Below are 26407 nucleotides of genomic sequence, written 5' to 3'. Positions count from 1 at the left end.
AAAGGATTCATGATGTTCGCCTTTTATCCCCTGATTAAAAATCTGCACATCTTAACGGTGGTGCTTACCGTGACGCTGTTCCTGCTGCGGTTTTACTGGCTGCGCCGTGGATCGGCAATGATGACGAAACGCTGGGTGCGCATCCTGCCGCACGCTAACGACACCCTGTTACTGGTGACCGGCGTCTCGCTGGTGATGATTACCCACTTCTATCCCTTTACACCGCAAGGAAGCTGGCTGACGGAGAAGCTTTTAGCGGTTATCATCTACATCGCCTTAGGATTTGTGGCATTGAGTCGCCGTCCACGCACTGATCGCACCCGCTGGATCGCTTTTCTGGTAGCGTTAATCGCCCTGGTGGCCATCATTAAGCTGGCGCTGACCAAAATGCCGTTATGGGGATAGCATGACCTCGACCGAACAATTAGATTTCAGCCAGACACCGCTGTGTGAAGCGGTGATTGGTGCCACGCTTGCCATCCGCGCCGATTTCCCGGCGTTGTCGGTGGAAGCACAACTTGCGGCGTTAGTCGCCGAAGCACGTGACTATGTCAGCCATACCGAAGATGCTGACATGCAGCTCGAAAAGCTGCTGGAGCTGTTCTATCGTCAGTGGGGATTTTGCGGTGCCAGTGGCGTCTACAATCTTTCTGATGCCCTCTGGATCGATAATGTGCTGAAGACCCGTCGGGGCACGGCGGTGTCACTGGGCGTTATCCTGCTGCACATCGCCGCCGAGCTGGAACTGCCGCTGATGCCGGTGATCTTCCCGACGCAGCTGATTCTGCGCGCCGACTGGATTGATGGCGATAAGTGGATGATCAACCCGTTTAATGGCGAAACGCTTGACCGGCACACGCTGGAAGTGTGGCTCAAAGGCAATATCAGTCCGACAGCGCGTCTGTATGACGATGATCTCGACGAAGCCAAAACCGTCACCGTGATGCGCAAGATGCTCGACACGCTGAAAGCGGCATTGATGGAAGAGAAGAAGATGGAGCTGGCGCTGAACGTCAGTCAGGTGCTGTTGCGTATCGATCCTGACGATCCCTACGAAATCCGCGATCGCGGTTTGATCTACGCGCAGCTGGAGTGCGAACATATCGCCCTGAATGATTTAACATACTTCGTTGAGCAGTGTCCTGAAGACCCGGTCAGCGAAATGATCAAAGTTCAGATTCACGCAATCGAACAAAAACAGGTCACGCTGCACTAAGCGGACCCACTGAAAAGGAAAGGGCATGACACAGAAAGTCGTGAGTATTGGCGATATCAAAGTCGCAAACGATCTGCCATTTGTGCTGTTTGGCGGGATGAACGTACTGGAGTCGCGCGACCTGGCGATGCGCATCTGCGAACACTACGTTACCGTCACCAGTAAGCTTGGTATTCCTTACGTATTCAAAGCGTCATTTGATAAAGCGAACCGCTCCTCTATTCACTCCTATCGTGGCCCAGGCCTGGAAGAGGGGATGAAGATTTTCCAGGAGCTGAAGCAGGCTTTCGGCGTCAAAATTATCACTGATGTGCATGAAGCGTCCCAGGCGCAGCCGGTCTCTGAAGTGGTTGATGTGATCCAGCTGCCCGCGTTTCTGGCGCGTCAGACTGACCTGGTGGAAGCGATGGCGAAAACCGGCGCGGTGATCAACGTCAAGAAGCCCCAGTTCGTCAGCCCGGGTCAGATGGGCAACATCGTTGATAAGTTCGCTGAAGGTGGCAACGAGCAGGTCATCCTGTGCGATCGCGGCAGCAATTTCGGCTACGACAATCTGGTTGTCGATATGCTCGGCTTTAACGTGATGAAGAAAGTCACCAAAAACAGCCCGGTGATTTTCGATGTCACTCATGCGCTGCAGACGCGCGATCCGTTTGGCGCAGCATCAGGTGGTCGTCGTGCTCAGGTGGCTGAGCTGGCGCGTGCCGGTATGGCGGTCGGCATTGCCGGTCTGTTTATCGAAGCGCACCCGGATCCTGAACACGCCCTGTGTGACGGCCCATCCGCGTTGCCGCTGGATAAGCTGGAGCCATTCCTGGTGCAGATGAAAGCGATTGACGATCTGGTGAAAAGCTTCCCGGAACTCGATACCAGCAAATAAGTTTGCTGCAAAAAAAAGAGCGATGATTCGCTCTTTTTTTTCGCCTGAAATCCGGTGACGTTACAGCATGATGGTCATCAGATAACCGATAAACAACGCCAGATGCGCGGCTCCATTCAGTACATTTGTGCGTCCGGTCGAGAAAGAGAGCTGACAGAGAATCAGCGACGCCATCATAATCACCATCTGTGGCGGCTCCAGACCAAATATCAGCTCCTGTCCGGTCAGGGTGGCGATAATGGTTACCGCCGGTACCGTGAGTGAGATGGTCGCCAGCACCGAACCAAAGAAGAGGTTCATGGCGCGCTGCACCTGATTCATCAGCACGGCCCTGATCGCCCCCAGGCCTTCCGGTGAGAGGATCAGCAGGGCAACCAGGAAACCGGTAAACTGTGCCGGTGCATTCAGATCCGTCAGCAGGCTTTCCAGCGTATTAGCATTCATCTTGGTCACGGCAATGACCGCAATCAGATGCACGATCAGCCAGCTGGTATGCCAGAAGCTGCTGTGGGCAGAGGGTTTGCCATGATGCGGGTCGCCATCATCGCTCTCATCTTCATGCTCATAGACAAACAGGCTCTGGTGGGTTTTGGTCTGAATCAGCAGGAACACGCCATACATCGCCGCTGAAATCGCCGCGATCAGCAGTGCCTGAGTGACAGAGAAATTACCGCCCGGCAGTGCGTTGGGAAACACCAGCACCAGAATCGCCAGGGGAAAGATAGCGATCAGATATTGCTTCACGCCCGCCAGATTCACGTATTGCGTCGCAAACTTATTACCGCCCAGCAGCAGCGCAAAGCCAACCAGTCCACCGGTTACAATCATCACGATCGAATAGAGCGTATCGCGCATCAGCCCGGGTGCGGCATCGCCGGTCGCCATCAGCGCCGAGATCAGGCTCACTTCCAGAATCACCACGGACAGACTCAGGATCAGAGAGCCATAGGGCTCGCCCAGCCGGTGCGCCAGCACGTCGGCATGTCGTACAACGCTAAAGGCGCTGCTCAGAATGGCAACCAGCGCCACTAAGTTGATACCGACTACAATCGGAAATGATGTGGTTGCACCAAAAAAATAGAGTATACCCAGCGTGATAAGGGGAAGTATCAGCGAGAATTCCTTGTGACGTGTTTTTTCATGTGAAGGCATTCACCATCCTCTCTGGTTAATGATTATCCGGACACAGCGAGTGCTGCTGTTAGAAATATAATCAGTTTTAGGGCAGGGCGCAGTTTATCTTTTCACCGGTCCGAACGGGAAAAATTTACTGCTTTTTACTTAAATGCAATAAATGGTCGAAGCGGTATTAACCTGAAGTTATCTCAAATATTGCAATATTAATCAGGCCACAACAATTTCTCTTTAACCATCTATCTGACCGCCAAATGCCGTAAAATCTGTTTATCATTGTAACTTGTGTGGCCTGTTTCTGGTTTTTAATTTGAAGGGGAGATAAGTGGCTGTTTGTATTTTTGTTCTGTTGCGCCAGGCTTAACAGGAATCCATAAACTGAGGAGCCGTTATGCCTTACTCTAAACGAACCGACTTACCTGACAACGTAAAACACGTGCTTCCCGCGCATGCGCAGGATATCTATCAGCAGGCATTTAACAGCGCGTGGGAAGAATATAAAGAGGCTAAGGATCGACGGGGCGATGATTCGCGGGAAGAGGTGGCGCACAAAGTCGCCTGGGCAGCCGTAAAGAAAGAGTATGAGAAAGGTGATGACGATAAGTGGCATCCTAAACGTTAATGCCGTCGCTAGCCTGTTCACGCCAAAGGGCCAGGATTATCTGGCCCTTTTTTTCATCTTCGCTATAAGGTTTATCTGGTTTTTTTTAACCTGCGACCGGAATCACGCTTGTAACCCCGCGCGGAAATAGATTAATGTCAATTTGATGAACGAAACGCAGCGCCGTTTTGGAGATCATGTTACAGGAGCCATTCTGCAGGACGCCGTTGACGTTGAGGAGGTCGCATTGCTTACCCGGGAATTTCTATTAAAAGCGGATTGTAAAACGTCGTTCGGGGATATCGAAGAGACGTTGCTCTGGAGTTGCGAGCAGCGCGCGGCCTCGCTGGCAGCCACGCTGGCCTGTCGTCCCGATCACAGCCCGGTATGGATCTTTGGTTACGGCTCGCTGATGTGGAACCCGATTTTTGAGGCGGATGAAGTGGCGTCCGGTTCGCTGGAGGGCTGGCACCGTGCTTTCTGCCTGCGGCTGATTGCCGGACGTGGCACCGCCACGCATCCCGGCCGTATGCTGGCGCTGAAGCAGGGTGGCAGAACCACGGGTCTGGCGTTTCGTCTGCCGGAAGAGCGCCTGCATGAAGAGCTGGCGCTGCTGTGGAAGCGTGAGATGATCACCGGCTGCTATCTTCCAACCTGGTGTGAATTACAGCTGGAGGATGGTCGCAGCGTCACTGCGCTGACCTTTATCATGGATCCGCGTCATCCGTTGTATGAATCGGACTCCTGCCCGGAGGCGATTGCGCCATTGATTGCTGCGGCCAGCGGCCCGCTGGGCTCGAATGCGCAATATCTGTTTGCTCTGGAAGAGGAGCTGACCCGGCGCGGCATGGAGGAGGAGAGTCTGAGCCGGCTGGCCCATCAGGTGCGGACACTGCAGCAAGCCTGCCTGAAGCAGGCCTGAACCGGGGCTTAACCAGAGTAAAAGGGCGCGACACTGTCGCGCCCTTTTACGATCCGGCTGCGGATTACCGGGCTTAGTTACCCGGATTAATCAGCCAGGTGCCGGGCTTATCGATGGTCAGGGATTGAGTGTGCGTCTCACTGCCATTCTTAACGTCAATTTTGTACTGTCCCGCCGCCAGATTCAGCGCGGCAAATCCGCTGCTGCCCGGTTTTACCTCAACCGGCTGTCCGTTAAGCACCACGCTTTCACCGCTCTCCAGCTTAAGATAGACGGTCGCCAGCGCGGCCGGAACGGCTGCGGCTGACGGAATCGATGCGGGCGCCTGCGTCATGGCTGAGCTATTGTTAACCACTTCCGGTGTGGCACTGTGGCGATTCGCCAGCCAGATGGCGACAACCACGGCCAGAATGGCCACGGCAGCCAGGCCCAGCAATCCAGGCGACAGTTTACGCACCGTGCGCGGCGTCACCGGCTCGGCGGACGCGGCGGCATGATTCATCGCCATTACCACCGGCGCAGAAGCCTCAACCGGCTCCTCGACCGGCAGAGCAGGCGGCTCGCCCGGCACCGGGAAGCTGTTTACCACCGCTTCCACATCACTGACCGGCAGATCAATCAACGCGGCAAAGGCATCAATCGTTTGTGGGCGATCGCCTGGCTTCATTGCCAGCGCGCAGTCAATGGCATGCAGCAGCGGCAGTGAGTAGCCTTCGGGCTGGCGTTCCACCAGCGGCTGATAATTATCTTCAATGCAGCGCACCACGCTGACCGGCGGTGGATTACCGGTAATCAGGTTATGCAGCACCGCGCCCAGGGCGTAAATATCGGTCCACGGCCCCTGTTCAACTTCACCCTCTTCGCTGTACTGCTCAATTGGCGCAAAGCCAGGTTTAAGCATGATTTCCGTTTCGTCGGAGAGGTTGCCAATCTCTTTACGCGCCGAGCCAAAATCGAGCAGAACCGGCAGCTGGTTCTCCTGAATCTGAATATTGTCGAGCGAGATATCGCGATGCAGATAGCCGGCCTGATGGATGGTGCTGATGGCACCCAACAGCGGCGGCAGCAGGCGGCGGATCCAGGCTTCAGTGATCGACGCCGGGCTGGTGACCTGCCACTCTTTCAGCGTCATACCGCTGTAGTAGAGCGTGCCCATATAGGCTGTGCCGTTCTGCTCCCAGAAGCGCAGCACGTGCAGCAGTCCCGGATGATTAAAGCGAGCCAGCAGACGCGCTTCCTGAATAAAGCTGGTGAGCCCGGCATTAAACAGCTTCTGGAAACGCTCACCGCGCAGCTCCAGCGTTAAATCGGCGGCACGGACTGCCAGCGACACCGGCATGTACTCTTTGATTGCAATAGTGCGTTCAAGCTGGTGATCCCACGCGCGATAGACGATGCCGAAGCCGCCGCCTCCGATCACTTCCTTGATCTCAAACTCATTGAAACGGTATCCGTCAGGCAGGGCATTCGGAACGGTTTTCGGATTATCATTTGCCGACATAGTGAACTCTCTGTACACGGCCTGCTCGCCAGGCTGCGCGGTAATTAATTGATGTTACGCCAGGCACCAATGGCAGGATCAACCAGATCCGCGTGCAGGGTGTCGATGAGTAACACATTCACTTTTTGCTGTGGCATGAAATAGGGCGCCCAGTGGCTGCGCAACGTATCAACTCGCGATTTCACAGCGTCAGCATCCTGCTGCGCAGCATTCTTATCCATCTTTATCAACAGGGCACCATTGAAGCGCCAGACATGTTGTTTGGCATCAAAGGGCAGCACCAGCCAGCTATCATTCGCATCCGGGCGTGTCACAATCATGCGCTGATTGTTCGCGGCGATAACCTCCAGCTTGCTGTCCGGGATCGTCAGATTGGCGATGGGATAGCCCTGATAAAAGGTGACTGCCACCGGCGTTGGGTGGTCTGGGGTCGCCAGCATCAGCTCACTTTTGCCTTCTGCCCAGCCATCCGGTGAGCACTGCTGCTTGCTGACATCCGGGATAAACAGGGTCTGGGCATTTTCATCCCAGGCGGTGCGAAAATGGCAGCCGCTGGGGAGATCAAAATGTTGCAGCGGCGTGCTGTTGGCGGGCCGAGACAGGTCAAGCGGTGCAGCATTACTCTCACTGGCGCTGGCGGTGGCATCTGCCATCACGATAGGACGCCAGTTCTGCAGCTTACTGGCGCTGCCGCTGGCCAGTACGCCACCCTCTTTACTGGTCATCTGCCAGGGCAGCTCGTCCAGTAATCCGCACTGATTAGCGAGCAGGGTGCCGACGCGCGGTAAAAAGGTGGTCAGCACCGCCGAATCCTTACTTTTGCCGGAGACGATGCGCAGTGGCAGCGTCTCTTTGCACCAGTCGTCAGGCGCTTTACTCACCACATTATCGATATAGACCTCCAGCGCCAGGCTGGGGGAGTAGACAACCCGATAATTTTCAGCCTGGGCGTGAAAGGCAATCAGCAGGGTGATGATGCCGGGCAACCACAGTTTCATAAGGATCCTTGGAATCAAAAACGAGGCGGCAGAAAGCGTGCCGAATCAGCCAGTGAATAGAGCAGCGTTGCCTCCTCCGGCTCACCAATCCAGACCGCCAGTGCGCTGAGATTATCTTTCTTAACGTTGCGGCTTACCGCCTGTTCCATCAGAGCCAGCCACTCCTCGCAGGCATTCACCATGCGCAGCGCCTGTTCCATTTCATGACTGGCCAGATTCAGCCAGAAGCCATCGGTGCAGACCAGAAACGCGTCGCCATCCTCCAGCGCAATCTCCTGCGAAAAGCTTACTAAGCGAGGCGGTTCAGCGCCGAGCGCATTATAGAGTAAATTACTGTTAATGCCGGTATTTTCATAGCCCGCTTCTTTCAGCTGCTGGGCCAGACTGTGATCGCGAGTGACCTCATGAAGCACGCCGCGGCGGAAGTGGTAAACCCGGCTGTCACCGGCATGCGCCCACCATGCGCGCTGTTTTTCGCGGTCAATAAACAGGGCCGCCAGCGTGGTGCTCATGCGTGAATATTTCGGATTTTTACCCTGTGCCTCATGCAGCGCTAAGCGGCACTGTTCAATCGCCTGATGGGTTATCTCCGGCGTCAGGTCGGCGTGCGCCTGTAACTGGCTCAGCAGGGTGTCACGCACCAGCTGTGCCGCCATCTCGCCGCCGGGCAGACCGGCCACGCCATCGCAGACCACAAAACAGGCTTTACGCTCATCCAGCTCTGCGCCGGTGCGATCCTGATTCTCATCGCGTAGCCCCTGCTGGCAGCGGCTGGCAAAAACGATTTTCATGGTTCATCTACCCGCGTCTGAGAGTCCTTATACTGATTCACCTCCATGTCATAGGCATGGAGAAAGGCCTCGCCAAACAGCGTATGGAAATCATCTTCGATCTCTCCGGCCGTACGCTGATAATTACGGGTGAAGTAGTCCCACAGCGCCGCCTTCTTCATGGCGGAAAAGGGCATTTTTGACACCACGCCATCGGCACGCGCCTGCTCCTCCAGCCGCTGCGGATTAAAGGATTGCAGCATCGCCGCAATAATGGCGCGGATACCGGCAATCATCCCCAGCTGGTGGGCCTGCAAATCGACCAGGGCATCGCGTACCGCCTGTTCCGGCGGCATAAACCCGGGCATCTGGCTCTGGTACATCTGCATCAGCACGGTTTTGCCGGAGGGCAGGATCTTGAACGGATTGTTGGCCTCATTCAGGATCATCGTCATGTCCGCTTTGACACCACGCTTGAGAATGGATCGCGAAGAGAGCAGCGCGACAGTGCCCTGGGAAAAGAGGCTCAGCATCCGGCCAGTAATGCGCATCTGCTCTTCATCCACCGGCGTGGCGTGACCGTTGCTCAGCCCCATCCCCTCCAGCAGTGCGGCGATTAGCCGATCCTGATCCACCGGCTGCGCCGTCAGCGCCCGACGCGGCTCGCTGGCCTGGGGATCGATAGCCAGTCGCGCATCGTTGTGGCGCTCGTGGCGTGAGGGCGTTGCCTCACTGACCAGCAGCCGGTCCTCAACCTCATGATGTTCGTGGATGCCCAGCGGATTCGCGGGCTGAGCGCTGTCGCCAGCAAACAGCGCCAGCGGATCGCTCTGCGTGTCGTGGCAGGCGGGGTCTCGTACTTCCAGCGCATAGTCACCAATGCGCAGCGCATCGCCATGCTTCAGCACGACCTGCATGCCGCGACCCAGGGTAATGCCGTTATGCTCCACCGGGGTCACGCTGCCCTGGTTCGTCAGACGGCACTCCCCGTCATGCGACAGGTGAACCAGCGCCTGCAGACGCGAAATGGCCCGAGTCTCATCTGGCAGCACCAGATCGTTGTCCTGACTGCGGCCAATGGTGCCGCCAGGCGGTTGAAACGCGACGCTTCTGACCGGAACATCCGTAGTGCATTGCACAATGGTAAATTGCATGAGTTATCCCAGATTGAACGGCAAACGCTTCCGGCCTCACTCGAACATGGGAGGATAGAGGCCATTACGTCCCGGCTGTGAACCTGCCGCCGGGTTAAACAGTAACGAAAACAGTTGCGCGGTGAGGTTGCCGCTGTGCTTGTGGGTCGCGTGGGCAAAACCATCACTGCGATTACTCCACCAGTAGCTCATATGCTGCTGAGGGTCGAAACGTTCAGCCACTTCACGCCAGCTCAGCGTGCAGGGCAGATCCTGAAAACCGATCACATCCATGATTTCAGAGGGCTTCCTGGCCGGCACCAGCAGCGGTGGTAAAGCCTGTATCTGCTGCTCTAACTGCTCGCCGTTCAGCGGTGTCTGAACCGCCCGTAACAGTGTCGCGCCCAGATCCTGAAACCAGTCGCCGGAAATGGTCAGCTGAGCAGGATGCCACTGAGCCAGCGTGAAGCTGTGCAGGGCCAGCAGCGGCCAGGCGCGTCCGACGCGGTCACAGGAGGGCAGCAGACAGCCCATCTGTATCTGCGGCCGGGTCGCGGTAACCGGCAGCACAAAGTTCCACACCGGCGCATGGAGAAAGTCCGCGCTGTAGGAATACGCCTGCTGATGCCAGTGCATTAATCCCTGCTGGAACCAGTGATTCCACGGGCTAATCTGTTGCTCGCTCAGTCGATGGTGCAGAAAGTCACCGGTCGACGGCAGCTTGCCATACCAGCCGGGGGCCGTGTAAGCAGCCATGTTCACCTCACCATTACTCGCTATGCGAGTTTGATTGCGGGGCCGGGTGCCGCGGCGCTACCGCCAGCATGCCGCCCGCCTGGTCCGCAATTTTCAGATTCTCTGCAAGCTTGCGCATCATCAGTGCATTATCACGTGCATAAGGCGACGACTGAATCTGCTGATCCAGCAGCTGGCTCAGGTGCCAGTCAAGCTGCTGCAGGTCACGGGCGCTTACCGTATCGGGCAGTGAGCGCTGTAAATTTTGCAGCAGCCAGGCCCGTAAAAATTCGCCGTCATAATTACGCGGTTGATAGAGCATCTGATAGGCGCGCAGCGCATTGCGGCTGTAGGCGTTATCATCACCCGGGTCGTTGCGCAGGATATTCGTGATCTGCTGCGCCACACGCGGCAGCAACAAAGACTTAAGCGCATTTTGATAAAGCACCCAGGCGGCATCGCTGATCTGATTACCCCGGTATAAGCCCGCCCGCATAGTAAGCGGCGGATTATCGAGGGAAAAGCGCGCCGAGAGCGGCAACTTCACCAGGTTATTCAGAAAGGGTAGCAGATCAAAAATATTATCAGCAGGCTGATGAATCACCTGCTGACTTTGCTCACGGATAAGCGGTACCCGTGCGGCAACCTGCTGCAGATACTGCTGATTCTGATAGTAACTGATGCCCCACAGGCTGGAGGCGATCAGCAGGGCGCCTGCCAGCACGCCGTAGCCAATCCAGTGGAACAGCTGATTACGGTACTCCCAGCGGCGATTACTGCCGGCCAGGCCGCTCTCTTTGAATATCAGATCGCTGAGCAGGTCACGAATAAAGAAGCTCTGGCCTTTGTTGCCGGGAATTGGACTGTTGCGATTAACGCTGTCCCAGGCCGCGATCGAGTGATCGCCCGCCTGACGCAACTGCAGTTTGCGGCTCAGTTCACCCATCACCCGATCAAACGGCAGGCCTTCCTGCGTTCCGCTGGTGAAGAAGAGGCCGCGCGGGCTCCAGGCGACCGCATCCTGATGGTCAGAAAAAACGATATCCAGATATTCGTTCAGCAGTGGACGCAGCGAGGCGAACTCCTGCGGGAAGAGGAAGCACTCAGCGCGCTCGTTCAGGTCGCGCTCATGGGTCATCTGCTCCGCCAGTTGTTGCTGGAGCTGCTGTTCCAGCCGCTGAAACTGCTGGCCAAAATGGCGATGCCAGTCATCTTTGTGCGGCTTGCCCAGCTCCCAGTTAAACGTGAAGCCCCAGATAGCATCTCGCCGCGCTTTATCAATCGAGCCGAAGTAGCTCATAAAGCCTTTCAGCAGATCGGTTTTGGTGACCATCACATAAACCGGGAAGTGAATACCGGTCTGCTGATGCAGTTCTGCCATGCGCTCTCGCAGCGCGCTGGCCTGGGCGAAACGCGCTTCGGCTGAATCACTCAGCAGATCGGCGACGCTGATGGTCATGATCACACCGTTAATCGGCTGGCGGGTGCGATAGCGTTTCAGCAGATTGATAAAACTGTGCCATTCCGCGGCATCTCGCACGCGCTGGCTCTCCTGCAACGCATAACGACCGGCGGTATCAATCAGCACCGCGCTGTCAGTAAACCACCAGTCACAGTTGCGGGTTCCCCCGACGCCGCGGACCGCATTTTTGCCCAGCGTATCGGTCAGCGGGAAATCGAGGCCGGCATTAAACAGCGCGGTGGTTTTACCGGCGCCGGGCGCACCCATGACCAGGTACCAGGGCAGCTGATAGAGATAATTAGCGTTAAAGCGTGAGAGCAGGTTCCCACTGTGACGACGGCCAAACTGGGTGCGTTTCAGCTGCATCGCAGCTTCGCTGAAGCGCTGGTTGAGCCGCTCTTCGGTCATCTGACGTTCCGCCGGGTCGTCGTTGCCCGACAGCTGAAGCTGGGTCAGTAAACGGCTGTTGAACCAGGCACGATAGAGCGACGGGATCAGCTGGAACAGGATCCAGAGAAAATAGAGGGCGCTCACGGTGAGCTGGCGAGGCAGTACGGGTTCCAGTGGGCGCGATTCGCCCCATGACCAGAACGGTCCCAGCATCCAGACCAGGCAGCTCAGCGCCGTGACGCCAATAAAGCTCCACAGCAGGCGATGCGTTAGCAGCAGGCGAAGGGAGGCGCGCATTATTGTGCTCCTTGATGATTACTGAGCGTTTCAGGCGCGGCAAACAGGGTGATTTCAACACGGCGGTTGCGGGTCCGGTTTTCGCTGCTGTCGTTGGGCAGCAAGGGGTCGCTGTCGCCGCGGCCTTCGGAGCGAACTGTATGACCGTCAGCCAGTTGCAGTTGTAACAACTGGGTGATGGCGCGGGCGCGGGCAAATGAGAACTCATAGCTGGAGGCAAAGCGGCTGTTATCCACCGGATGATCATCGGTAAACACCGACACCAGAATGGTCCCTTTGACATCTTTCATCGCGGTTGAGACGCGGGCCAGCAGGGCGCGCCCCACCGGATTGATCACCGTTCCCTGTTCGGCGAACAGTTTGTCTGCGGGGATGATCACTTTGCTGCCAAAGGCACCATCGCTGACCTCGAGCTGCCCGGCTGCAATCACATCATTCAGGCGCTGACGCAGATCGAGCAGCGCCTGCGGGGAAGAGGGACGACGGCCCGCGGTAATCTGCGGCAGCGGCGTCTGATAGATGGTTCGCAGCAGCGGTTCGGCGGCATTGCCGAGACGCCAGTTCAGGCCGCTGTAGATCAGGCAGCCGATCAGCGCGACCAGCATGGCACAGGCCCAGAGCGGCACCATCGGGCGGGCGAGGGTGCTCACCAGCGGATGCACTTCCACCAGTGGCGGTTGCGCTGTCTGGCGCTGGGCACGCGTTTCGTCAATCAGGGTTTTCAGGCGTTTACGGATACCGTCGCACTGGGCGCGACCATTTTCACTGCCGCGATAACGGCCTTCATAGCCCAGCAGCAGGCAGTATTGCACCACTTCCAGCAGCCAGAGGTGCTGTTGCGGGCTTTGTGAAATGCGCGACAGCAGTTGAAAGAATTTCTCGCCGCCCCAGCTTTCATTATGGAAGGTCACCAGCATGCCGTTGCCAGACCAGACGCCGCGCGTGCCCCAGGGGGTTTGCGCTGCCGCTTCATCGAGCGCGCTGCAGATGCAGTAACGCGCGCCGATAATCATCTCAAACGGCAGCCCTGCCTGTTTACAGCGTTGTTCAAACTGGCGGATTTCATCGATCAGAGACTGGCGCAGACCCGCAGGGTCATCGTGGGTGGCTGCCTGACGAATTTGCACCACCGCGTTCAGCAGTGGCGCCGCAGCCTGAAGTAAGAGATTCTCATTGCCTGAGGGGGTCGCCTCACGCGCAGGGGATTCCACAGTCATTAATTCGTGATCTTCCAGCCAATGGCAAATCCCTGTACCCGCAGCCCGGGACGGTTCTGCGGGCAATATGCGCCGGATTTCATATTCAGTCTAAGATCCAGGTCGCGGTATCGTTAGTCCGGCAGGCTTTGCTGGCGCCGCCGACGGCCACACAGACCTGTTTCGTTTTGCGGGGACGGGGACGATCGCTCTGCACGGTGGCATCGTAACGGCTGCTCTCTACACCCGCTTTTAATGGCACATAACCGATCAGCGGGCCGTCAGCCTGGTCAGCAATCGCCAGCCAGCTGTGTTCCACATTACCTAATACTTCGAACGGTTTACCCGTTTCGAGATAGCGAACCACTTTGCCGCCGTAATCAGGCGAGGTCATGACGGATGCGCCATAAAGCGCCCGCCAGGTCTGATTGACCGGCTCAAATTCAGTCGGTGCCGCGACAGCGTGTCGATGGACCAGTTTGACGCCGTTAATTTCGCTGGTAACCAGCGTATCGTCAGTGACGGGCGGCGGCGGGGCCTTACAGCCTGCCAGGGTAAGAACCGCCAGCAGCGTTAACGCAAGACTCTTTTTCACCATGTTCCTCGTGATCTCATCAAAGTATCTGCATATTGCCAGGCCCGATGCCAGGAGGCGATCTTTATCGCGCCGCATCGTGCCGAAATTCTGTTTTTAAAAAAAGGGTCAGATTACATCGGGATAGTAACGCATTCAGTTTACCTAAGACTTTTGAGAATTCAAACCATTGCACCCGCGGCTGATGCGTGATAGCAGGCGCTTTACGGGCGGGTTTCGGTATAAGAAAAGCGCCAGGTAATGTGATAGTTAAATCGAACTGAATTATCGCAGAGACAAACTGGTTGAGAACAGTGCCGCGCATTCTGACATGCAATGAATCCGATTGGAAACTATTAAGATTTACTAATAACTTGTTGCCGAAAAAATTTATCAGTTTGCGTTAAGAAACTTATCAAAATCAGATTTTACGCCCCTGCTCAGACCCTCTTTTTTCAGGAAAGCGGCACGCCTTTTGCTTCTGAAAGGTTTTAACCGCACTGAGGTGAGCAATGAGGGACGCCCTGACCTGGCTGCAGGCATCACGCGCGAGCGATATCGCCAGCCTGCAACGTCTTCTGGAAACCGGCGAGCTGATGGCTGCCGTCAGTGAACTGGTCCATCGGTTGCAGCGGGAACGTGGCGCAAACAATCTCTGGATCTGCTCTGACGGAGCGCTGTTCAGCGCCGAACGTCATGCCCGCCAGCAGGAGGTCAGCGCCGGCCTGGAGCATTTTTATCAGGCGCTGCCGGCCGCCATAGCGCAGCCCGGCTACAGCCGCTTCTGCAACCTGATTGCCGCTGCCCTGCAGGCGCTGGCCGGACTGCCTGCGCTGCGCCAGCAAATCAGCCAGCGTGAGCTTGATCAGGCCGCGGCGATGGCCGCCTTTAACCAGGTTATCCGTACTTTACTCAATCTGGTGTTTGAGGCGGCCGACACCGCCAGCTATCCCGGCATCTCCCGTGCACTGATCGCCCTGTTCAGTTTTATGCAGGGCAAAGAACTGGCCGGGCAGGAGCGGGCCATCGGCTCAGCCGGCTTTGCGGCGCGTCAGTTCACCTCCGACCAGCGCAGCCAGATGGTCGCCCTGATTGCGGCACAGGAGCAGAGCTTTATCACCTTCCGGGAGTTTGCTGACAGCGCCGCGTGTGAATCCTGGCAGCCGCTGGCTCAGGCCAGCCGCGACATCGAACGCCTTCGTCGCATCGCCTGCACCGGCGGCCGTTGTGATGAGACCGGCGCGCTGCACTGGTTTTCCCTGCTCTCTGAGCGGCTGGATCAGATGAAAATGCTGGAGGATGCCCTGACGGCGACATTGATGCAGCGCTGCCGGGCTGCCATTGATCAGGCACAACAGCAGGCGGCAGGAACAGTGGTGCAGGGCGACAGCAATTTTTCGCTTTACGTCTCCGGGGCGGACTGGCTGCCTGGCGCGGCGGCGCTCGACAGCGACGGTCTGGCCCCGCAGCTGGGGCGCTCGGTGCTATCGCTGATTGGCGAACAGTCGCAGCGTTTGCAGCAGCAGGCGGATGAACTGGCGGCGATGCGCGCCTCACTGGACGAGCGGCGGGTGATCGATCAGGCCAAACACTGGCTGATGCAGCAGCAGGGTTTCACAGAAGAGGCCGCCTGGCAGGCATTACGCAAAAGTGCGATGAATCAGAATAAGCGGGTACTGGAGATCGCGCAGGCGGTACTGGCGGTAGCGAAGACCCTGAGCAACTAACCCGGATGAGGTAGCTGCACAACCTTTGTGCGTGATCTGCGTCAGAAACGTGCAAAAACGGTTAATTTTTCAACAGTGCGTCACCGCAGATCGGCATTAAGGCTGTTTCGGCGATCTGGCACATCCTTTGCTTAATCCCTATAGAGAGTACGCATTGCTCCCGCCAATGGCGGTGGGGTCAGTGCTTTGGATAAAGGCGTCCATCCGCAGGCTTCGGCTTGTCGGAGGACGCCTTTTTTTATTTCTGTTCAGGGGCAACAAGATGAGCAAAACGCCATTTTCACTGACACGACGTCAGGCGCTGATCTCCGGCGCCGCGCTGGGTGCGGCCTGGATCGTTCCGGGATTACGAAATGCGGTCTGGGCAGCGGGATCAGATGCGCCAGAAAAAGCGCAGGTGCGGGTCGGCTTTATCCCGCTCACTGACTGCGCGCCGGTGGTGATGGCCTCTGTGAAAGGCTTCGACAAAAAGTATGGTCTCACATTGCAGGTCAGCAAAGAGGCGAGCTGGGCGGCGGTGCGCGACAAACTGACCTCCGGTGAGCTGGATGCGGCGCATGTGCTCTACGGCATGATCTACGCCCTGCAACTGGGCGTAGCGGGTCCGCAGCACGACATGGCGAACCTGATGACGCTCAACCATAACGGCCAGGCGATCACCCTGTCGAACCAGCTGAAAGCCAGTGGGGTCACCGATGCGGCCAGCCTGAAAAAGGCCATTGATGGCAGCGCCAAAGGCAGCTTTACCTTCGCCCATACCTTTCCGACCAGCACCCATGCCATGTGGCTCTATTACTGGCTCGCCAATGCGGGCATCCACCCGTTTGATGACGTGCGCACCGTGGTCGTGCCGCCGCCGCAGATGGTGATGAACATGAAAATTGGCAACATGAGCGGCTTCTGCGTTGGTGAGCCGTGGAACCAGCGCGCCATCAGCGACAACATCGGTTTTACCGCCGCCACCAGCCAGCAGATCTGGCCGGAGCATCCGGAAAAAGTGCTCGGCACCCGCGCAGAGTGGGTGAAAGAGAACCCCAACACGGCCCGTGCACTCACCGCCGCTGTGCTGGAGGCCGCGCGCTGGATTGATGCCTCGGACGACAACCGCCGCGAAACCGCGCAGGTGTTAGCCGGCCGCGCCTGGATCAATACCAAAGTGGAGACGTTACAGGGTCGGATGCTCGGTCAGTATCAGAACGGCCTGGGGCAGTCGTGGCAGGACGCTCACCCGATGCGCTTCTTTGACAACGGCAACGTCAGTTTTCCCTGGCTCTCAGACGGCATGTGGTTCCTGACCCAGATGAAACGCTGGGGCCTGCTTGCCAGCGATCCCGACTACCTCGCGGTGGCGCGCCAGATCAACCGCATCGACCTCTACAAACAGGCCGCCAGCGCAGTCGGACAGGTTGCACTGCCCGCCAGTGAAATGCGCAGCAGTACCTTCATCGACGGCAAGGTCTGGGATGGCAGCGATCCTGCCGCCTATGCCGCCAGTTTCGCTATCAAACGTTAAGAGAGGTTGCTATGAAAACTGACGCGCGCGCCCTGGCGCAGCCGGTGCAGAGTCACAACAGTGCCACCGTTATTCCGTTACAGGTCACCCCGAAAGCCGCAGCCCGTCCGGCGCGTCTGCGTCCGCTGTTGCAGCGCGCCATTCCCGCCACCGGTGGCCTGTTATTAATGCTGCTGGTGTGGCAGATCGCGGCGCTGTCGCAACCGGGTTTCCCTTCGCCTTACGCCACCTGGCAGGCCGCTCAGGTCCTGTTCGCTGACCCGTTCTACAGCAACGGCCCCAACGATCAGGGCATCGGCTGGAACGTGCTGGCGTCGCTGCAACGCGTCGGCATTGGATTCGGCCTGGCCGCGCTGGTCGGCATTCCGGCGGGCTTTTTAATCGGTCGCTTTAGCTTTATGGCGCAGATGTTCAATCCCGTCATCGCCCTGCTGCGGCCGGTGAGTCCGCTGGCCTGGCTGCCGATTGGCCTGCTGCTGTTTCAGCGCGCCGAGCCTGCCGCCAGCTGGACCATTTTTATCTGTTCGATCTGGCCAATGATCATTAACACCGCCGAAGGGGTACAGCGTATTCCGCAGGATTACCTCAACGTGGCGCGGGTGTTACAGCTTTCTGAGTGGACGGTGATGCGCCGGATCCTGCTGCCCGCGGTGCTGCCCGCGGTGCTGACCGGGGTCCGTCTCTCTATCGGCATCGCCTGGCTGGTGATCGTCGCCGCCGAAATGCTGACCGGCGGACTGGGCATCGGCTTCTGGATCTGGAATGAGTGGAACAACCTCAACGTGGAAAACATTCTGGTCGCCATTCTGGTCATCGGCGTAATCGGGCTGCTGCTGGAACAGGGGCTGATGCTGCTGGTCCGTCGTTTTAGCTGGGATAAATAAGGAGAGCACGATGCAACAGATCATTCGCGTCCAGCAGGTCAGCCAGCGTTTTGCCACCGCCAGCGGCGAGTTTCTGGCGCTGGACAATGTCAGTTTTGATATTCACGAAGGGGAAACCCTGAGCCTGATCGGCCACTCCGGCTGCGGCAAATCGACGCTGCTGAACCTGATTGCCGGTTTAACCCGGCCCAGCAGCGGCGTGCTGCTGTGTGATAACCGCGAAATCACTGGCCCCGGTCCGGAGCGCGCGGTGGTGTTTCAGAACCATTCGCTGCTGCCGTGGCTGACGGCATTTCAGAATGTCGAGCTGGCGGTGCAACAGGTGTTTAAAGGGCGCTTCAGCAAAGCGGAGATGCGTGACTGGATCGAGCACAACCTTAACCGGGTGCAGATGAGCCATGCCATGCACAAGCGGCCCGGCGAAATATCCGGCGGTATGAAGCAACGCGTCGGTATTGCGCGGGCGCTGGCGATGAAGCCACGCGTGCTGCTGCTGGATGAGCCGTTTGGCGCGCTGGACGCCTTAACCCGCGCTCATCTGCAGGACAGCGTGATGCGCATTCAGCAGGAGCTGAACACCACCATCGTGCTGATTACCCATGACGTGGATGAAGCCGTGCTGCTGTCAGACCGGGTGCTGATGATGACTAACGGCCCGGCGGCGCAGGTTGGCGAGATCCTCACTGTCGATCTGCCACGTCCGCGTTCACGGGTGGCGCTGGCGGATGAGCCGCGCTACCACCAGTTGCGACAGAAAGTGCTGCATTTCCTCTATGAAAAACAGACCACTACGGCGTAAGGAACAGACCATGAAGCAACGGTTGCTGGTGATAGGTAATGGCATGGCGGGAATGCAGATGGTGGAGAGCCTGCTGCAACGTGCACCGCAGCGCTTCGCCATCACGGTCATTGGCCGCGAGCCGCACGGCAATTACAACCGTGTGCTGCTCTCGCCGGTGCTGGCGGGTGAAACGCCGTTCAGTGAAACGCTGATCCACGATCGCGACTGGTATGAGCGGCACGGCGTCACGCTGCTATCCGGCGAAACCGTGCTGCAGGTCGATCTGTCGGCACGTACAGTGCAGACCGATTATCGCCAGCTGGGCTGGGATCGGCTGGTGTTTGCCACCGGTTCACAGCCCCGTTTGCCCGCCATTCCCGGCATCAACGCGGATTGCGTACTGGGTTTTCGCAGTATCGCCGACGTCCGGCAACTCCTGGCGTGCCAGGGACCGGTGGTGGTGTTGGGCGGTGGTTTTCTCGGCATTGAAGCGGCGGCGGCACTCTGTGCCCGTGGGCGTGAGGTTACGCTGGTTCATCACAAACCCTGGCTGCTGGATCGCCAGCTGGATGCAAAGGCGGGCGAGCTGTTGCTGACGGCACTCCAGCAGCGCGGTATCCGCTGCGTGCTGAACAGCGGACTCACGGCGATTGATGAGGCGGGTGTGACGCTGACCAGCGGTCGTCACTGCGCCGCCACGCAGGTGGTGATTGCCATCGGCGTTCAGCCGGAGATAACGCTGGCGCAGGCAGCGGGTCTGCCGTGTCAGCGCGGCATTCTGGTCGATGGGCAGTTACGCACAGCGGTCCCGTCGGTGTACGCCGTAGGCGAGTGCTGCGAAATTGCCGGCGAAACCTTTGGCCTGGTCACACCCTGCCTGACGCAGGCGCAGATTCTGGCCGCACAGCTGGCGGGGTCGCCACTGGCGGATTTTGTCAGCCAGCCGCAGGCGACGCGGCTCAAAGTCAGTGGCATTTCGCTGTTCAGCGCCGGGGATGTCAGTGAGGCACCCTCCATCAGCAGTTTTGATCCGATCTCCGGCGACTACCGCCGTCTGTTTCTTCGTCAGGGCCGCCTCTGTGGCGTATTGCTCTCTGGCGACACCCGGCAGGGTCCCGCGCTGCTGGCGCGTCTGCTGCACACCGAAGCTGTCACGCTCGAAGCCCTGTTCGATTCCCGTCAACCTGAACCGCAGCCGCAGGCTGCAGAGAGTCCTGAGATGAGTAAACCGGTATTAGCCGTGGTGGGTCACGGCATGGTCAGTCACCACTTTCTTGAACAGCTGGTTGCCCGCGAACTGCATCAGCACTACCACATCGTGGTTTACGGCGAGGAGCGTCAGCAGGCTTACGATCGGGTGCATCTGTCGGACTATTTCAACGGCAAAACGGCCGACGATCTGTCGCTGGTCAGCGCGGACTTTTTTACCCTGCACGGCATCGAACTGCGCAGCGGCTGCGCAGTCGTAGCGATCGATCGTCAGCAGCGCAGTCTGCGTGACAGCGCGGGCAATGAGCTGGCGTGGGATAAGCTGGTGCTGGCTACCGGCTCGCGTGCTTTTGTACCGCCGGTACCGGGCCACGACGACGAACGCTGCTTTGTCTACCGCACGCTGGATGACCTTGATGCCATTGCTGCCTGCGCCCGCAATAGCCAGCGCGGCATCGTGATTGGCGGCGGCCTGCTGGGTCTGGAGGCGGCGAATGCGCTGCAGCAGCTCGGGCTGGAAACGCATGTGGTGGAGTTTGCGCCACGCCTGATGGCAGTGCAGCTCGATGAGGGCGGGGCGCTGATGCTGCGCCAGAAGATCGATGCGCTGGGCGTCACGGTTCACACCTCAAAACAGACCGAACTGATTGAGCGTCAGACCGACGGTAGCGTGGTGCTGCGCTTTGCTGACGGCAGCAGTTTACCCGGCGATCTGGTGCTGTTCTCCGCCGGTATCCGGCCGCGCGATGAGCTGGCACGTGAAGCGGGCCTGACGCTGGGACCGCGCGGCGGCATTGAGATTAACGATCGCTGCCAGACCAGCGATGAAGAGGTGTTTGCCATTGGTGAATGCGCATTGTGGAACGGTCAGATCTTCGGTCTGGTCGCGCCAGGCTATCAGATGGCACGCGTGCTGGCCGGGCATCTGGCGGCTGAATCCACCGCCTTCAGCGGCGCGGACATGAGTACCAGACTGAAACTGCTGGGGGTGGAGGTGGCGTCGTTTGGTGACGCGCATGGCCGCACGCCGGGCAGTCAGCACTATCACTGGACCGACGGGCCAAAAGGCATCTACAAGAAAATCGTGGTTTCTGCCGACAGCACCCGGCTGCTGGGCGGCGTGCTGGTCGGTGACAGCAGCGACTACGCCACGCTGCTGCAGATGATGCTCAATGAGTTACCGCTGCCTGCCGCGCCAGAAAGCCTTATCCTGCCTGCGCTGTCGGGGGCGCCGAAAGCGCCAGGCGTCGCGGCGTTGCCTGACAGCGCCCAGGTCTGCTCCTGTCACAACGTCAGCAAGGGCGAAATCTGCGCGGCGGTGAAAGGCGGATGCGGTGAGATGAGCAGCATTAAGAGCTGCACCAAAGCGGCCACGGGCTGCGGCGGCTGTGCGGCACTGGTGAAGCAGGTGATGGAGTTTCAGCTGGAAAACCTCGGTGTCGAGGTCAAAAAAGATATCTGTGAACATTTCAGCTATTCGCGCCAGGAGCTGTATCACCTGGTGCGGGCCGGTGAGTTCAAAACCTTTGATGCGCTGCTGGCGTCGCATGGGCGGGGGCAGGGTTGTGAAGTGTGCAAACCGCTGGTGGCGTCACTGCTCGCCTCATGCTGGAACGACTATCTGCTAAAACCGGCGCATCTGCCGTTGCAGGACACCAACGACCGCTATTTCGCCAATATCCAGAAAGATGGCACCTATTCGGTGGTGCCGCGCGTCCCGGCGGGCGAAATCACGCCGCAGGGGTTGATCGCGATTGGCGAGGTGGCGGCGCGTTACGATCTTTACACCAAAATCACCGGCGGTCAGCGTATCGACCTGTTTGGCGCGCGGCTCGATCAACTGCCTGATATCTGGCAGACGCTACTGGCGGCGGGTTTTGAAACCGGTCACGCCTACGGCAAGTCGCTGCGCACTGTGAAGTCCTGTGTGGGGTCGACCTGGTGCCGCTACGGCGTGCAGGATTCAACCGCTTTCGCCATTGCGCTGGAGAACCGCTACAAGGGGCTGCGCGCCCCACACAAGATCAAGATGGCGGTATCGGGCTGTACCCGCGAATGTGCGGAAGCGCAGAGCAAAGATATCGGGGTGATCGCCACGGAAAAGGGCTGGAATCTCTATGTGTGTGGCAATGGCGGCATGAAGCCGCGCCACGCCGACCTGTTCGCCAGCGATCTCGATGATGCCACGCTGCTGCGTTATGTCGACCGCCTGCTGATGTTTTATATCCGCACCGCAGACAGGCTGCAGCGCACCAGCGTCTGGATGGACAATCTGGAAGGCGGCTTGGACTATCTGCGTCAGGTGGTGATTGAGGATAGCCTCGGTCTGGGCGAGACGCTGGAGCAGGAGATGCAGCGGGTGGTGGACGCGTATCAGTGCGAGTGGCAGACCACGCTGGCGGATCCTTCACGACTTGCGCTGTTTACCCCTACGGTCAACAGCGATCGCCCGGATGAGACGTTGCACTACAGCCGGGTGCGCGGTCAGCGTCAGCCGGAGGCCGTTACCGATCGTCCGCTGTTACCGCCGCCAGCCGAGCCGTGGAGCGCGGTGTGTACACTGGAGGCGATTCCTCAGCAGGCGGGGATCGGGGCGCGACTGGGTAGCGAACGTGTTGCGCTGTTCCGCTTTGGCGATGCGCTTTTTGCGCTGGAAGACCGCGAACCCGGCAGCGACGCCAGCGTGCTCTCACGTGGGATCCTTGGCGATGTGGGCGGCGAGCCGGTGGTGATCTCCCCGCTCTATAAGCAGCGGATACGGTTGCGTGACGGACAGAGCCTGGATAACCCGCAGCATCAGCTGCGCTGCTGGCCGGTGAAGTTGGAAGCGGGTCAGATCTGGCTGGCAAATCGTCCGCTGGATCAGCTGGCGCAGGCATCATGAACAGTACCTGTCCCTATTGCGGCGTCGGCTGTGGCGTCTGCGTCACCCCGCAGGGGGCGCATCAGGCAACCGTGATCGGCGATCCGCACCATCCCGCGAATGCAGGTCGGTTGTGCGTAAAAGGCGCAGCGCTGGGCCAGACCCTGACGCCGCAAGGGCGTTTGCTGAACGCCGAGGTTAACGGGCAGCGCGTCAGCCTGGACGCTGCGCTGGATGCGGCGGCGGCGGGATTGCGGGCGGTTATCGATCAGTATGGCCCGCAGGCGGTGGCGTTTTACGGCTCCGGCCAGCTGTTGACCGAGGATTACTACGTCGCCAATAAGCTGATGAAGGGCTACATCGGTGCAGCCAACATCGATACGAATTCGCGGCTCTGCATGGCGTCGGCGGTGGTCGGTTATAAGCGGGCGCTGGGGGCCGATGCGGTGCCCTGCTGCTATGAGGATCTGGAGCAGGCCGACCTGGTGCTGCTGGTGGGGTCTAATGCTGCCTGGGCGCATCCGGTGGTGTGGCAGCGGCTGATGCAGGCGAAGCTGCAACGTCCGGCGATGTGTATTGTCGTTATCGATCCGCGGCGTACGGCGAGTTGCGATCAGGCCGATCTCCACCTGCCGTTGCGGCCCGGCAGCGATACGGCGTTGTTTTCCGGTCTGCTGCACTGGCTGGCGCAGCAGGATGGCATTGATGCCAGCATGTTGCCGCACCTGAATGGTGTGGACGAGACGCTGACCGCCGCAGCGCAGTGGGGTGTGGCGCGAGTGGCAGAGGCATGTGACTTAACCGTGCAGCAGGTCGCGCACTTTTTCCAGCTTTTCAGCCAGCACGATCGGGTGCTGACGCTATGGTGCATGGGGATTAATCAGTCCGCCACCGGCAGCGACAATAACCAGGCGATTCTTAATCTGCATCTGCTGACGGGCAAAATAGGCCGCGCGGGCTGTGGTCCTTTTTCGCTGACCGGACAGCCAAATGCCATGGGAGGACGGGAGGTGGGTGGCCTGGCGAATCAGCTGGCGGCGCATATGAATTTTACTGAAGCGGATTGCGAACGGGTGCAGCGTTTCTGGCGCAGTCCGGCCATTGCCCGGGAACCGGGACTGACTGCACTGGATCTTTTCCGGGCACTGGCGGATGGCACGGTGAAAGCAGTGTGGATTATGGGCACCAATCCGGCGGTGTCGATGCCTGAGGGCAACCGCGTCGCGCAGGCGCTGGCGGCCTGTCCGCTGGTGATTGTATCAGATGTGATGGCGCAGACCGATACCAGCGCCTTTGCCAATATTCTGCTGCCCGCCCAGGGGTGGGGCGAGAAGAACGGCACGGTGACCAATTCCGAGCGGCGTATTTCACGTCAGCGCGCTTTTGCCGCCGCACCCGGTGACGCCCGGCCTGACTGGTGGTTGCTGTCGCAGGTGGCCAGGCGTTTAGGGTTTGATGAAGGCTTTAACTGGCAGCATCCGGCAGAGATTTTCCGTGAGCATGCGGCGTTGTCAGGTTTCGAGAACCGGGGCGCCAGGGCGTTTGATATCAGCGGCCTGGCGCAATTGAGTAATGCTGACTGGGATGCGCTGCGTCCGGTGCAGTGGCCGGTTAACGCGGCCTGTCCGCAGGGCTGCGCCCGGCTGTTTGGCAATCGTCGGTTTTTTCATCCGGATGGTAAGGCCCGGTTGCGGGTGCCGGCCACGCCGGTTGTCGCCCCGCGCGAACCGGCGTATCCGTTGTTGATGAATACCGGACGGGTGCGCGATCAGTGGCACACCATGACGCGTACCGGGCTGGTGCCGCGTCTGATGCAGCATTGCGATGAACCGTTTGTCGCGCTGCATCCGGCGGATGCGGCAACGTATGGCGTGACGGCTGGCGGACTGGCGCGGGTGCAGTCTGTTCAGGGCTGGATTAGCGTGCGGGTGCGTGTCGATGTCGGGATGCGGCGCGGCGAGCTGTTTGTGCCGATGCACTGGAACCGGCAGTTCAGTCAGCAGAGTCACGTCGATTTACTGGTGGCCGCCCGCGCCTGTCCGTTTTCGGGGCAGCCCGCGCTGAAGCAGACGTCGGTGCGGATTCTGCCGTTGAGGGTGAGCTGGCAGGGCTGGCTATGGCAGCGCGAGATAGCGCAGCCCACAGGGTTGCGTTACTGGGCGCGTACCCCCTATCCGGCGGTGCAGCGTTATGCGGTGGCGGGCGAGGGCTCGCCGCAGGTCTGGCTGGACGGGCAGGTTGTTCTTTCAGGCTGTCACAGGCAGGTTGCGACCGGCAGCGGCAATGATTACCGGTTGCTGGCATGGCGTGACGGCGAGTTGCAGCTGGCGTTTTATGCCGGCTCCGTGTTGCCGTCGATTGATAGTGCGTGGGTCGCCGAGGCCTTTAGTCATGCGCCGCAGGATGCGGCAGGGCGGCACAGTGTACTGGCAGGACAGCCCGCGCAGGGCGCGGCCACGGGACGGATTATTTGCAGTTGTATGGCGGTGGGTGAGCAGACGATTTTACAGGCGGTGGCGCAGGGGTGTCGTACAACTCAGGCGTTGGGCGAAAAGCTAAAGTGCGGCACGCAGTGCGGCTCCTGTATTCCGGAGCTGAAGCAGTTGTTGCTGTCCGAAGTGATGTCGGAGGAATGATGACACGAGCAATTGATTCTCTGGATAAGTTACTGGCCCCGGTGGATGCCGTGTCGCAACAGGGCGCGGTGTGGCTGGTGGGTGCGGGCCCTGGCGATGTGGAACTGCTGACCGTTAAGGCGTTGCGGTTGCTGCAGCGTGCTGAGGTGGTGGTATATGACCGGCTGGTGAGTGACGCGGTGATGGCGGAGGTGCCGGAGCAGGCGTTGTGTATTGATGTGGGTAAGCAGCCGGGGCAGCATGGTCTGAAGCAGGCGCAGATTAATCAGTTGCTGGTGGAACTGGCGCGCAGTGGACGCAATGTAATCCGGCTGAAGGGGGGCGATCCGTTTGTTTTTGGTCGCGGAGGCGAGGAGATGGTGAGCGTGCAGCAGGCCGGGATTCGCTGTGAGGTCGTGCCAGGGATTACGGCGGCTGTGGGCTGTGCGGCAGCCAGCGGAATTCCGTTGACGCATCGGGATTGCGCGCAGTCTTTGCGGTTGATTACCGGGCATGGGCGGAACGGCGAGCCGCAGCTGGAGGCGGCTGCGCTGACGGCGGTGAATCAGACGCTGGTGTTTTATATGGGGTTGAGCTGGAGTGCGTCGATCAGTGCGCAGTTGCAGGCGCAGGGACGTGATGCGGAGACGCCGGTGGCGATTATTGAGAATGGGACCCGGCCCTATCAGCGGGTGTTGATTACCACGCTGGGGGGATTAGCGGAGACGGTGGCGCGGGATAAGCCGGTGTCTCCGTCGTTGCTGATGGTGGGTGAAGTGGTGCGGTTTTATCGGGCGGATTTGCAGGTGCGGGGTGGGGAGACGGTGAGCCGGTGCGTCGTGCAGGAAAGACCTGCCTGATCGCAAAGGGATCCCGCATCCCTGCGGACTGAGCTCGCCATCCCTGGCTCGCACACTTTGCTCTTCAGGCAGGGCTTACCTGCACTGTTGGCATTGGTGCGGGGTTTTGCGGGATCAGGTCTGGATTGAGTGGGCGTATGTCTTGG

The 26407-nt window shown here is 59.0% G+C and carries 21 protein-coding genes; 12 read left to right on the top strand and 9 right to left on the bottom strand.

The window, feature by feature from the left end; all coding sequences use genetic code 11:
- Positions 1–12: 12 nt before the first annotated feature.
- Genes ACXKZD_RS11285 through kdsA form a run of 3 tightly spaced genes read left to right on the top strand, consistent with a single transcriptional unit; the run spans position 13 to position 2096 of the window.
- Positions 13–405 carry a SirB2 family protein gene (locus ACXKZD_RS11285; RefSeq protein ID WP_022625782.1) on the top strand — a complete coding sequence of 131 codons (393 nt, stop codon included), beginning with the start codon at positions 13–15 and terminating at the stop codon, positions 403–405.
- Between the two features lies 1 nt (position 406).
- Entirely contained in the window at positions 407–1216 is an 810-nt protein-coding gene (gene sirB1, locus ACXKZD_RS11280) for an invasion regulator SirB1 (RefSeq protein ID WP_010669988.1), read from the top strand.
- Positions 1217–1241: 25 nt separating this feature from the next.
- Positions 1242–2096 carry a 3-deoxy-8-phosphooctulonate synthase gene (kdsA, locus tag ACXKZD_RS11275; protein ID WP_010669989.1) on the top strand — a complete coding sequence of 285 codons (855 nt, stop codon included), beginning with the start codon at positions 1242–1244 and terminating at the stop codon, positions 2094–2096.
- A 60-nt stretch (positions 2097–2156) separates the two neighbouring features.
- On the opposite strand, the gene chaA is transcribed toward kdsA, so the two are convergent.
- Positions 2157–3248, bottom strand: a complete 1092-nt coding sequence (gene chaA, locus ACXKZD_RS11270) for a sodium-potassium/proton antiporter ChaA (protein ID WP_010669990.1) — start codon at positions 3246–3248, stop codon at positions 2157–2159.
- 373 nt (positions 3249–3621) lie between these two features.
- Here chaA and chaB point away from each other — a divergent pair, with 373 nt between their 5' ends.
- Both chaB and ACXKZD_RS11260 read left to right on the top strand, forming a co-directional pair.
- Positions 3622–3852, top strand: a complete 231-nt coding sequence (chaB, locus tag ACXKZD_RS11265) for a putative cation transport regulator ChaB (RefSeq protein ID WP_010245846.1) — start codon at positions 3622–3624, stop codon at positions 3850–3852.
- Positions 3853–4078: 226 nt separating this feature from the next.
- Entirely contained in the window at positions 4079–4753 is a 675-nt protein-coding gene (locus ACXKZD_RS11260) for a gamma-glutamylcyclotransferase (protein ID WP_187484112.1), read from the top strand.
- Positions 4754–4826: 73 nt separating this feature from the next.
- On the opposite strand, the gene ACXKZD_RS11255 is transcribed toward ACXKZD_RS11260, so the two are convergent.
- The 8 genes from ACXKZD_RS11255 to ACXKZD_RS11220 all read right to left on the bottom strand — a co-directional run bounded on the left by ACXKZD_RS11255 (position 4827) and on the right by ACXKZD_RS11220 (position 13833).
- Positions 4827–6254 (bottom strand): serine/threonine protein kinase, encoded by a 1428-nt coding sequence (locus tag ACXKZD_RS11255; protein ID WP_052271723.1) that lies wholly within the window; start codon positions 6252–6254, stop codon positions 4827–4829.
- Between the two features lie 44 nt (positions 6255–6298).
- Complete coding sequence (locus ACXKZD_RS11250) at positions 6299–7252, bottom strand: hypothetical protein (protein ID WP_010245838.1); 954 nt, start codon at positions 7250–7252, stop codon at positions 6299–6301.
- 14 nt (positions 7253–7266) lie between these two features.
- Complete coding sequence (locus ACXKZD_RS11245) at positions 7267–8043, bottom strand: PP2C family protein-serine/threonine phosphatase (protein ID WP_010669994.1); 777 nt, start codon at positions 8041–8043, stop codon at positions 7267–7269.
- Positions 8040–9176, bottom strand: coding sequence for a type VI secretion system-associated FHA domain protein TagH (gene tagH / locus ACXKZD_RS11240; RefSeq protein WP_010669995.1), 1137 nt, complete (start codon positions 9174–9176; stop codon positions 8040–8042). The genes ACXKZD_RS11245 and tagH overlap by 4 nt, the downstream gene beginning before the upstream one ends.
- A 36-nt stretch (positions 9177–9212) precedes the next feature.
- On the bottom strand, positions 9213–9911 hold the full coding sequence (gene tagF, locus ACXKZD_RS11235) for a type VI secretion system-associated protein TagF (RefSeq protein ID WP_010245828.1): 699 nt from the start codon (positions 9909–9911) through the stop codon (positions 9213–9215).
- 13 nt (positions 9912–9924) lie between these two features.
- Positions 9925–12039: a type VI secretion system membrane subunit TssM gene (gene tssM / locus ACXKZD_RS11230; protein ID WP_033771588.1), complete on the bottom strand. Its 2115-nt coding sequence runs from the start codon at positions 12037–12039 to the stop codon at positions 9925–9927.
- Positions 12039–13256, bottom strand: coding sequence for a type IVB secretion system protein IcmH/DotU (icmH, locus tag ACXKZD_RS11225; RefSeq protein WP_010669997.1), 1218 nt, complete (start codon positions 13254–13256; stop codon positions 12039–12041). Before icmH ends, tssM begins: the two co-directional genes overlap by 1 nt.
- Before the next feature lie 85 nt (positions 13257–13341).
- Positions 13342–13833 (bottom strand): hypothetical protein, encoded by a 492-nt coding sequence (locus ACXKZD_RS11220; RefSeq protein ID WP_010245819.1) that lies wholly within the window; start codon positions 13831–13833, stop codon positions 13342–13344.
- Between the two features lie 488 nt (positions 13834–14321).
- On the opposite strand from ACXKZD_RS11220, the gene ACXKZD_RS11215 reads away from it, so the two are divergent.
- From ACXKZD_RS11215 to cobA, 7 genes are all read left to right on the top strand, one after another.
- Complete coding sequence (locus ACXKZD_RS11215; protein ID WP_033786154.1) at positions 14322–15536, top strand: nitrate regulatory protein; 1215 nt, start codon at positions 14322–14324, stop codon at positions 15534–15536.
- Between the two features lie 262 nt (positions 15537–15798).
- A complete protein-coding gene (locus ACXKZD_RS11210) occupies positions 15799–17049 on the top strand; it encodes a CmpA/NrtA family ABC transporter substrate-binding protein (protein ID WP_346437884.1) in 1251 nt (416 codons plus the stop codon).
- Between the two features lie 11 nt (positions 17050–17060).
- Positions 17061–17933, top strand: coding sequence for a nitrate ABC transporter permease (ntrB, locus tag ACXKZD_RS11205; RefSeq protein ID WP_010245811.1), 873 nt, complete (start codon positions 17061–17063; stop codon positions 17931–17933).
- A gap of 10 nt (positions 17934–17943) precedes the next feature.
- Entirely contained in the window at positions 17944–18732 is a 789-nt protein-coding gene (locus ACXKZD_RS11200; RefSeq protein WP_488981605.1) for an ABC transporter ATP-binding protein, read from the top strand.
- Positions 18733–18742: 10 nt separating this feature from the next.
- A complete protein-coding gene (gene nirB / locus ACXKZD_RS11195) occupies positions 18743–22807 on the top strand; it encodes a nitrite reductase large subunit NirB (RefSeq protein ID WP_488981604.1) in 4065 nt (1354 codons plus the stop codon).
- Entirely contained in the window at positions 22804–25422 is a 2619-nt protein-coding gene (locus tag ACXKZD_RS11190; RefSeq protein ID WP_163798362.1) for a nitrate reductase, read from the top strand. The genes nirB and ACXKZD_RS11190 overlap by 4 nt, the downstream gene beginning before the upstream one ends.
- A complete protein-coding gene (cobA, locus tag ACXKZD_RS11185) occupies positions 25422–26261 on the top strand; it encodes a uroporphyrinogen-III C-methyltransferase (protein ID WP_163798934.1) in 840 nt (279 codons plus the stop codon). The genes ACXKZD_RS11190 and cobA overlap by 1 nt, the downstream gene beginning before the upstream one ends.
- Positions 26262–26407 lie beyond the last annotated feature (146 nt).

This window comes from Pantoea sp. ABR1s (assembly GCF_057812235.1).
This window is presented reverse-complemented; position numbering and strand designations above follow the sequence as displayed.

What these genes read in the sequence shown, in the direction of transcription:
- chaB (WP_010245846.1), top strand. Translation starts at nt 3,622, where the DNA reads ATGCCTTACTCTAAACGAACCGACTTACCTGACAACGTAAAACACGTG.
- ACXKZD_RS11210 (WP_346437884.1), top strand. Translation starts at nt 15,799, where the DNA reads ATGAGCAAAACGCCATTTTCACTGACACGACGTCAGGCGCTGATCTCC.
- ACXKZD_RS11220 (WP_010245819.1), bottom strand. Translation starts at nt 13,833, where the DNA reads ATGGTGAAAAAGAGTCTTGCGTTAACGCTGCTGGCGGTTCTTACCCTG.
- ACXKZD_RS11190 (WP_163798362.1), top strand. Translation starts at nt 22,804, where the DNA reads ATGAACAGTACCTGTCCCTATTGCGGCGTCGGCTGTGGCGTCTGCGTC.
- ntrB (WP_010245811.1), top strand. Translation starts at nt 17,061, where the DNA reads ATGAAAACTGACGCGCGCGCCCTGGCGCAGCCGGTGCAGAGTCACAAC.
- ACXKZD_RS11255 (WP_052271723.1), bottom strand. Translation starts at nt 6,254, where the DNA reads ATGTCGGCAAATGATAATCCGAAAACCGTTCCGAATGCCCTGCCTGAC.
- ACXKZD_RS11245 (WP_010669994.1), bottom strand. Translation starts at nt 8,043, where the DNA reads ATGAAAATCGTTTTTGCCAGCCGCTGCCAGCAGGGGCTACGCGATGAG.
- icmH (WP_010669997.1), bottom strand. Translation starts at nt 13,256, where the DNA reads ATGACTGTGGAATCCCCTGCGCGTGAGGCGACCCCCTCAGGCAATGAG.
- ACXKZD_RS11285 (WP_022625782.1), top strand. Translation starts at nt 13, where the DNA reads ATGTTCGCCTTTTATCCCCTGATTAAAAATCTGCACATCTTAACGGTG.
- ACXKZD_RS11200 (WP_488981605.1), top strand. Translation starts at nt 17,944, where the DNA reads ATGCAACAGATCATTCGCGTCCAGCAGGTCAGCCAGCGTTTTGCCACC.
- tssM (WP_033771588.1), bottom strand. Translation starts at nt 12,039, where the DNA reads ATGCGCGCCTCCCTTCGCCTGCTGCTAACGCATCGCCTGCTGTGGAGC.
- ACXKZD_RS11250 (WP_010245838.1), bottom strand. Translation starts at nt 7,252, where the DNA reads ATGAAACTGTGGTTGCCCGGCATCATCACCCTGCTGATTGCCTTTCAC.
- cobA (WP_163798934.1), top strand. Translation starts at nt 25,422, where the DNA reads ATGACACGAGCAATTGATTCTCTGGATAAGTTACTGGCCCCGGTGGAT.
- sirB1 (WP_010669988.1), top strand. Translation starts at nt 407, where the DNA reads ATGACCTCGACCGAACAATTAGATTTCAGCCAGACACCGCTGTGTGAA.
- kdsA (WP_010669989.1), top strand. Translation starts at nt 1,242, where the DNA reads ATGACACAGAAAGTCGTGAGTATTGGCGATATCAAAGTCGCAAACGAT.
- tagH (WP_010669995.1), bottom strand. Translation starts at nt 9,176, where the DNA reads ATGCAATTTACCATTGTGCAATGCACTACGGATGTTCCGGTCAGAAGC.
- ACXKZD_RS11215 (WP_033786154.1), top strand. Translation starts at nt 14,322, where the DNA reads ATGAGGGACGCCCTGACCTGGCTGCAGGCATCACGCGCGAGCGATATC.
- tagF (WP_010245828.1), bottom strand. Translation starts at nt 9,911, where the DNA reads ATGGCTGCTTACACGGCCCCCGGCTGGTATGGCAAGCTGCCGTCGACC.
- chaA (WP_010669990.1), bottom strand. Translation starts at nt 3,248, where the DNA reads ATGCCTTCACATGAAAAAACACGTCACAAGGAATTCTCGCTGATACTT.
- nirB (WP_488981604.1), top strand. Translation starts at nt 18,743, where the DNA reads ATGAAGCAACGGTTGCTGGTGATAGGTAATGGCATGGCGGGAATGCAG.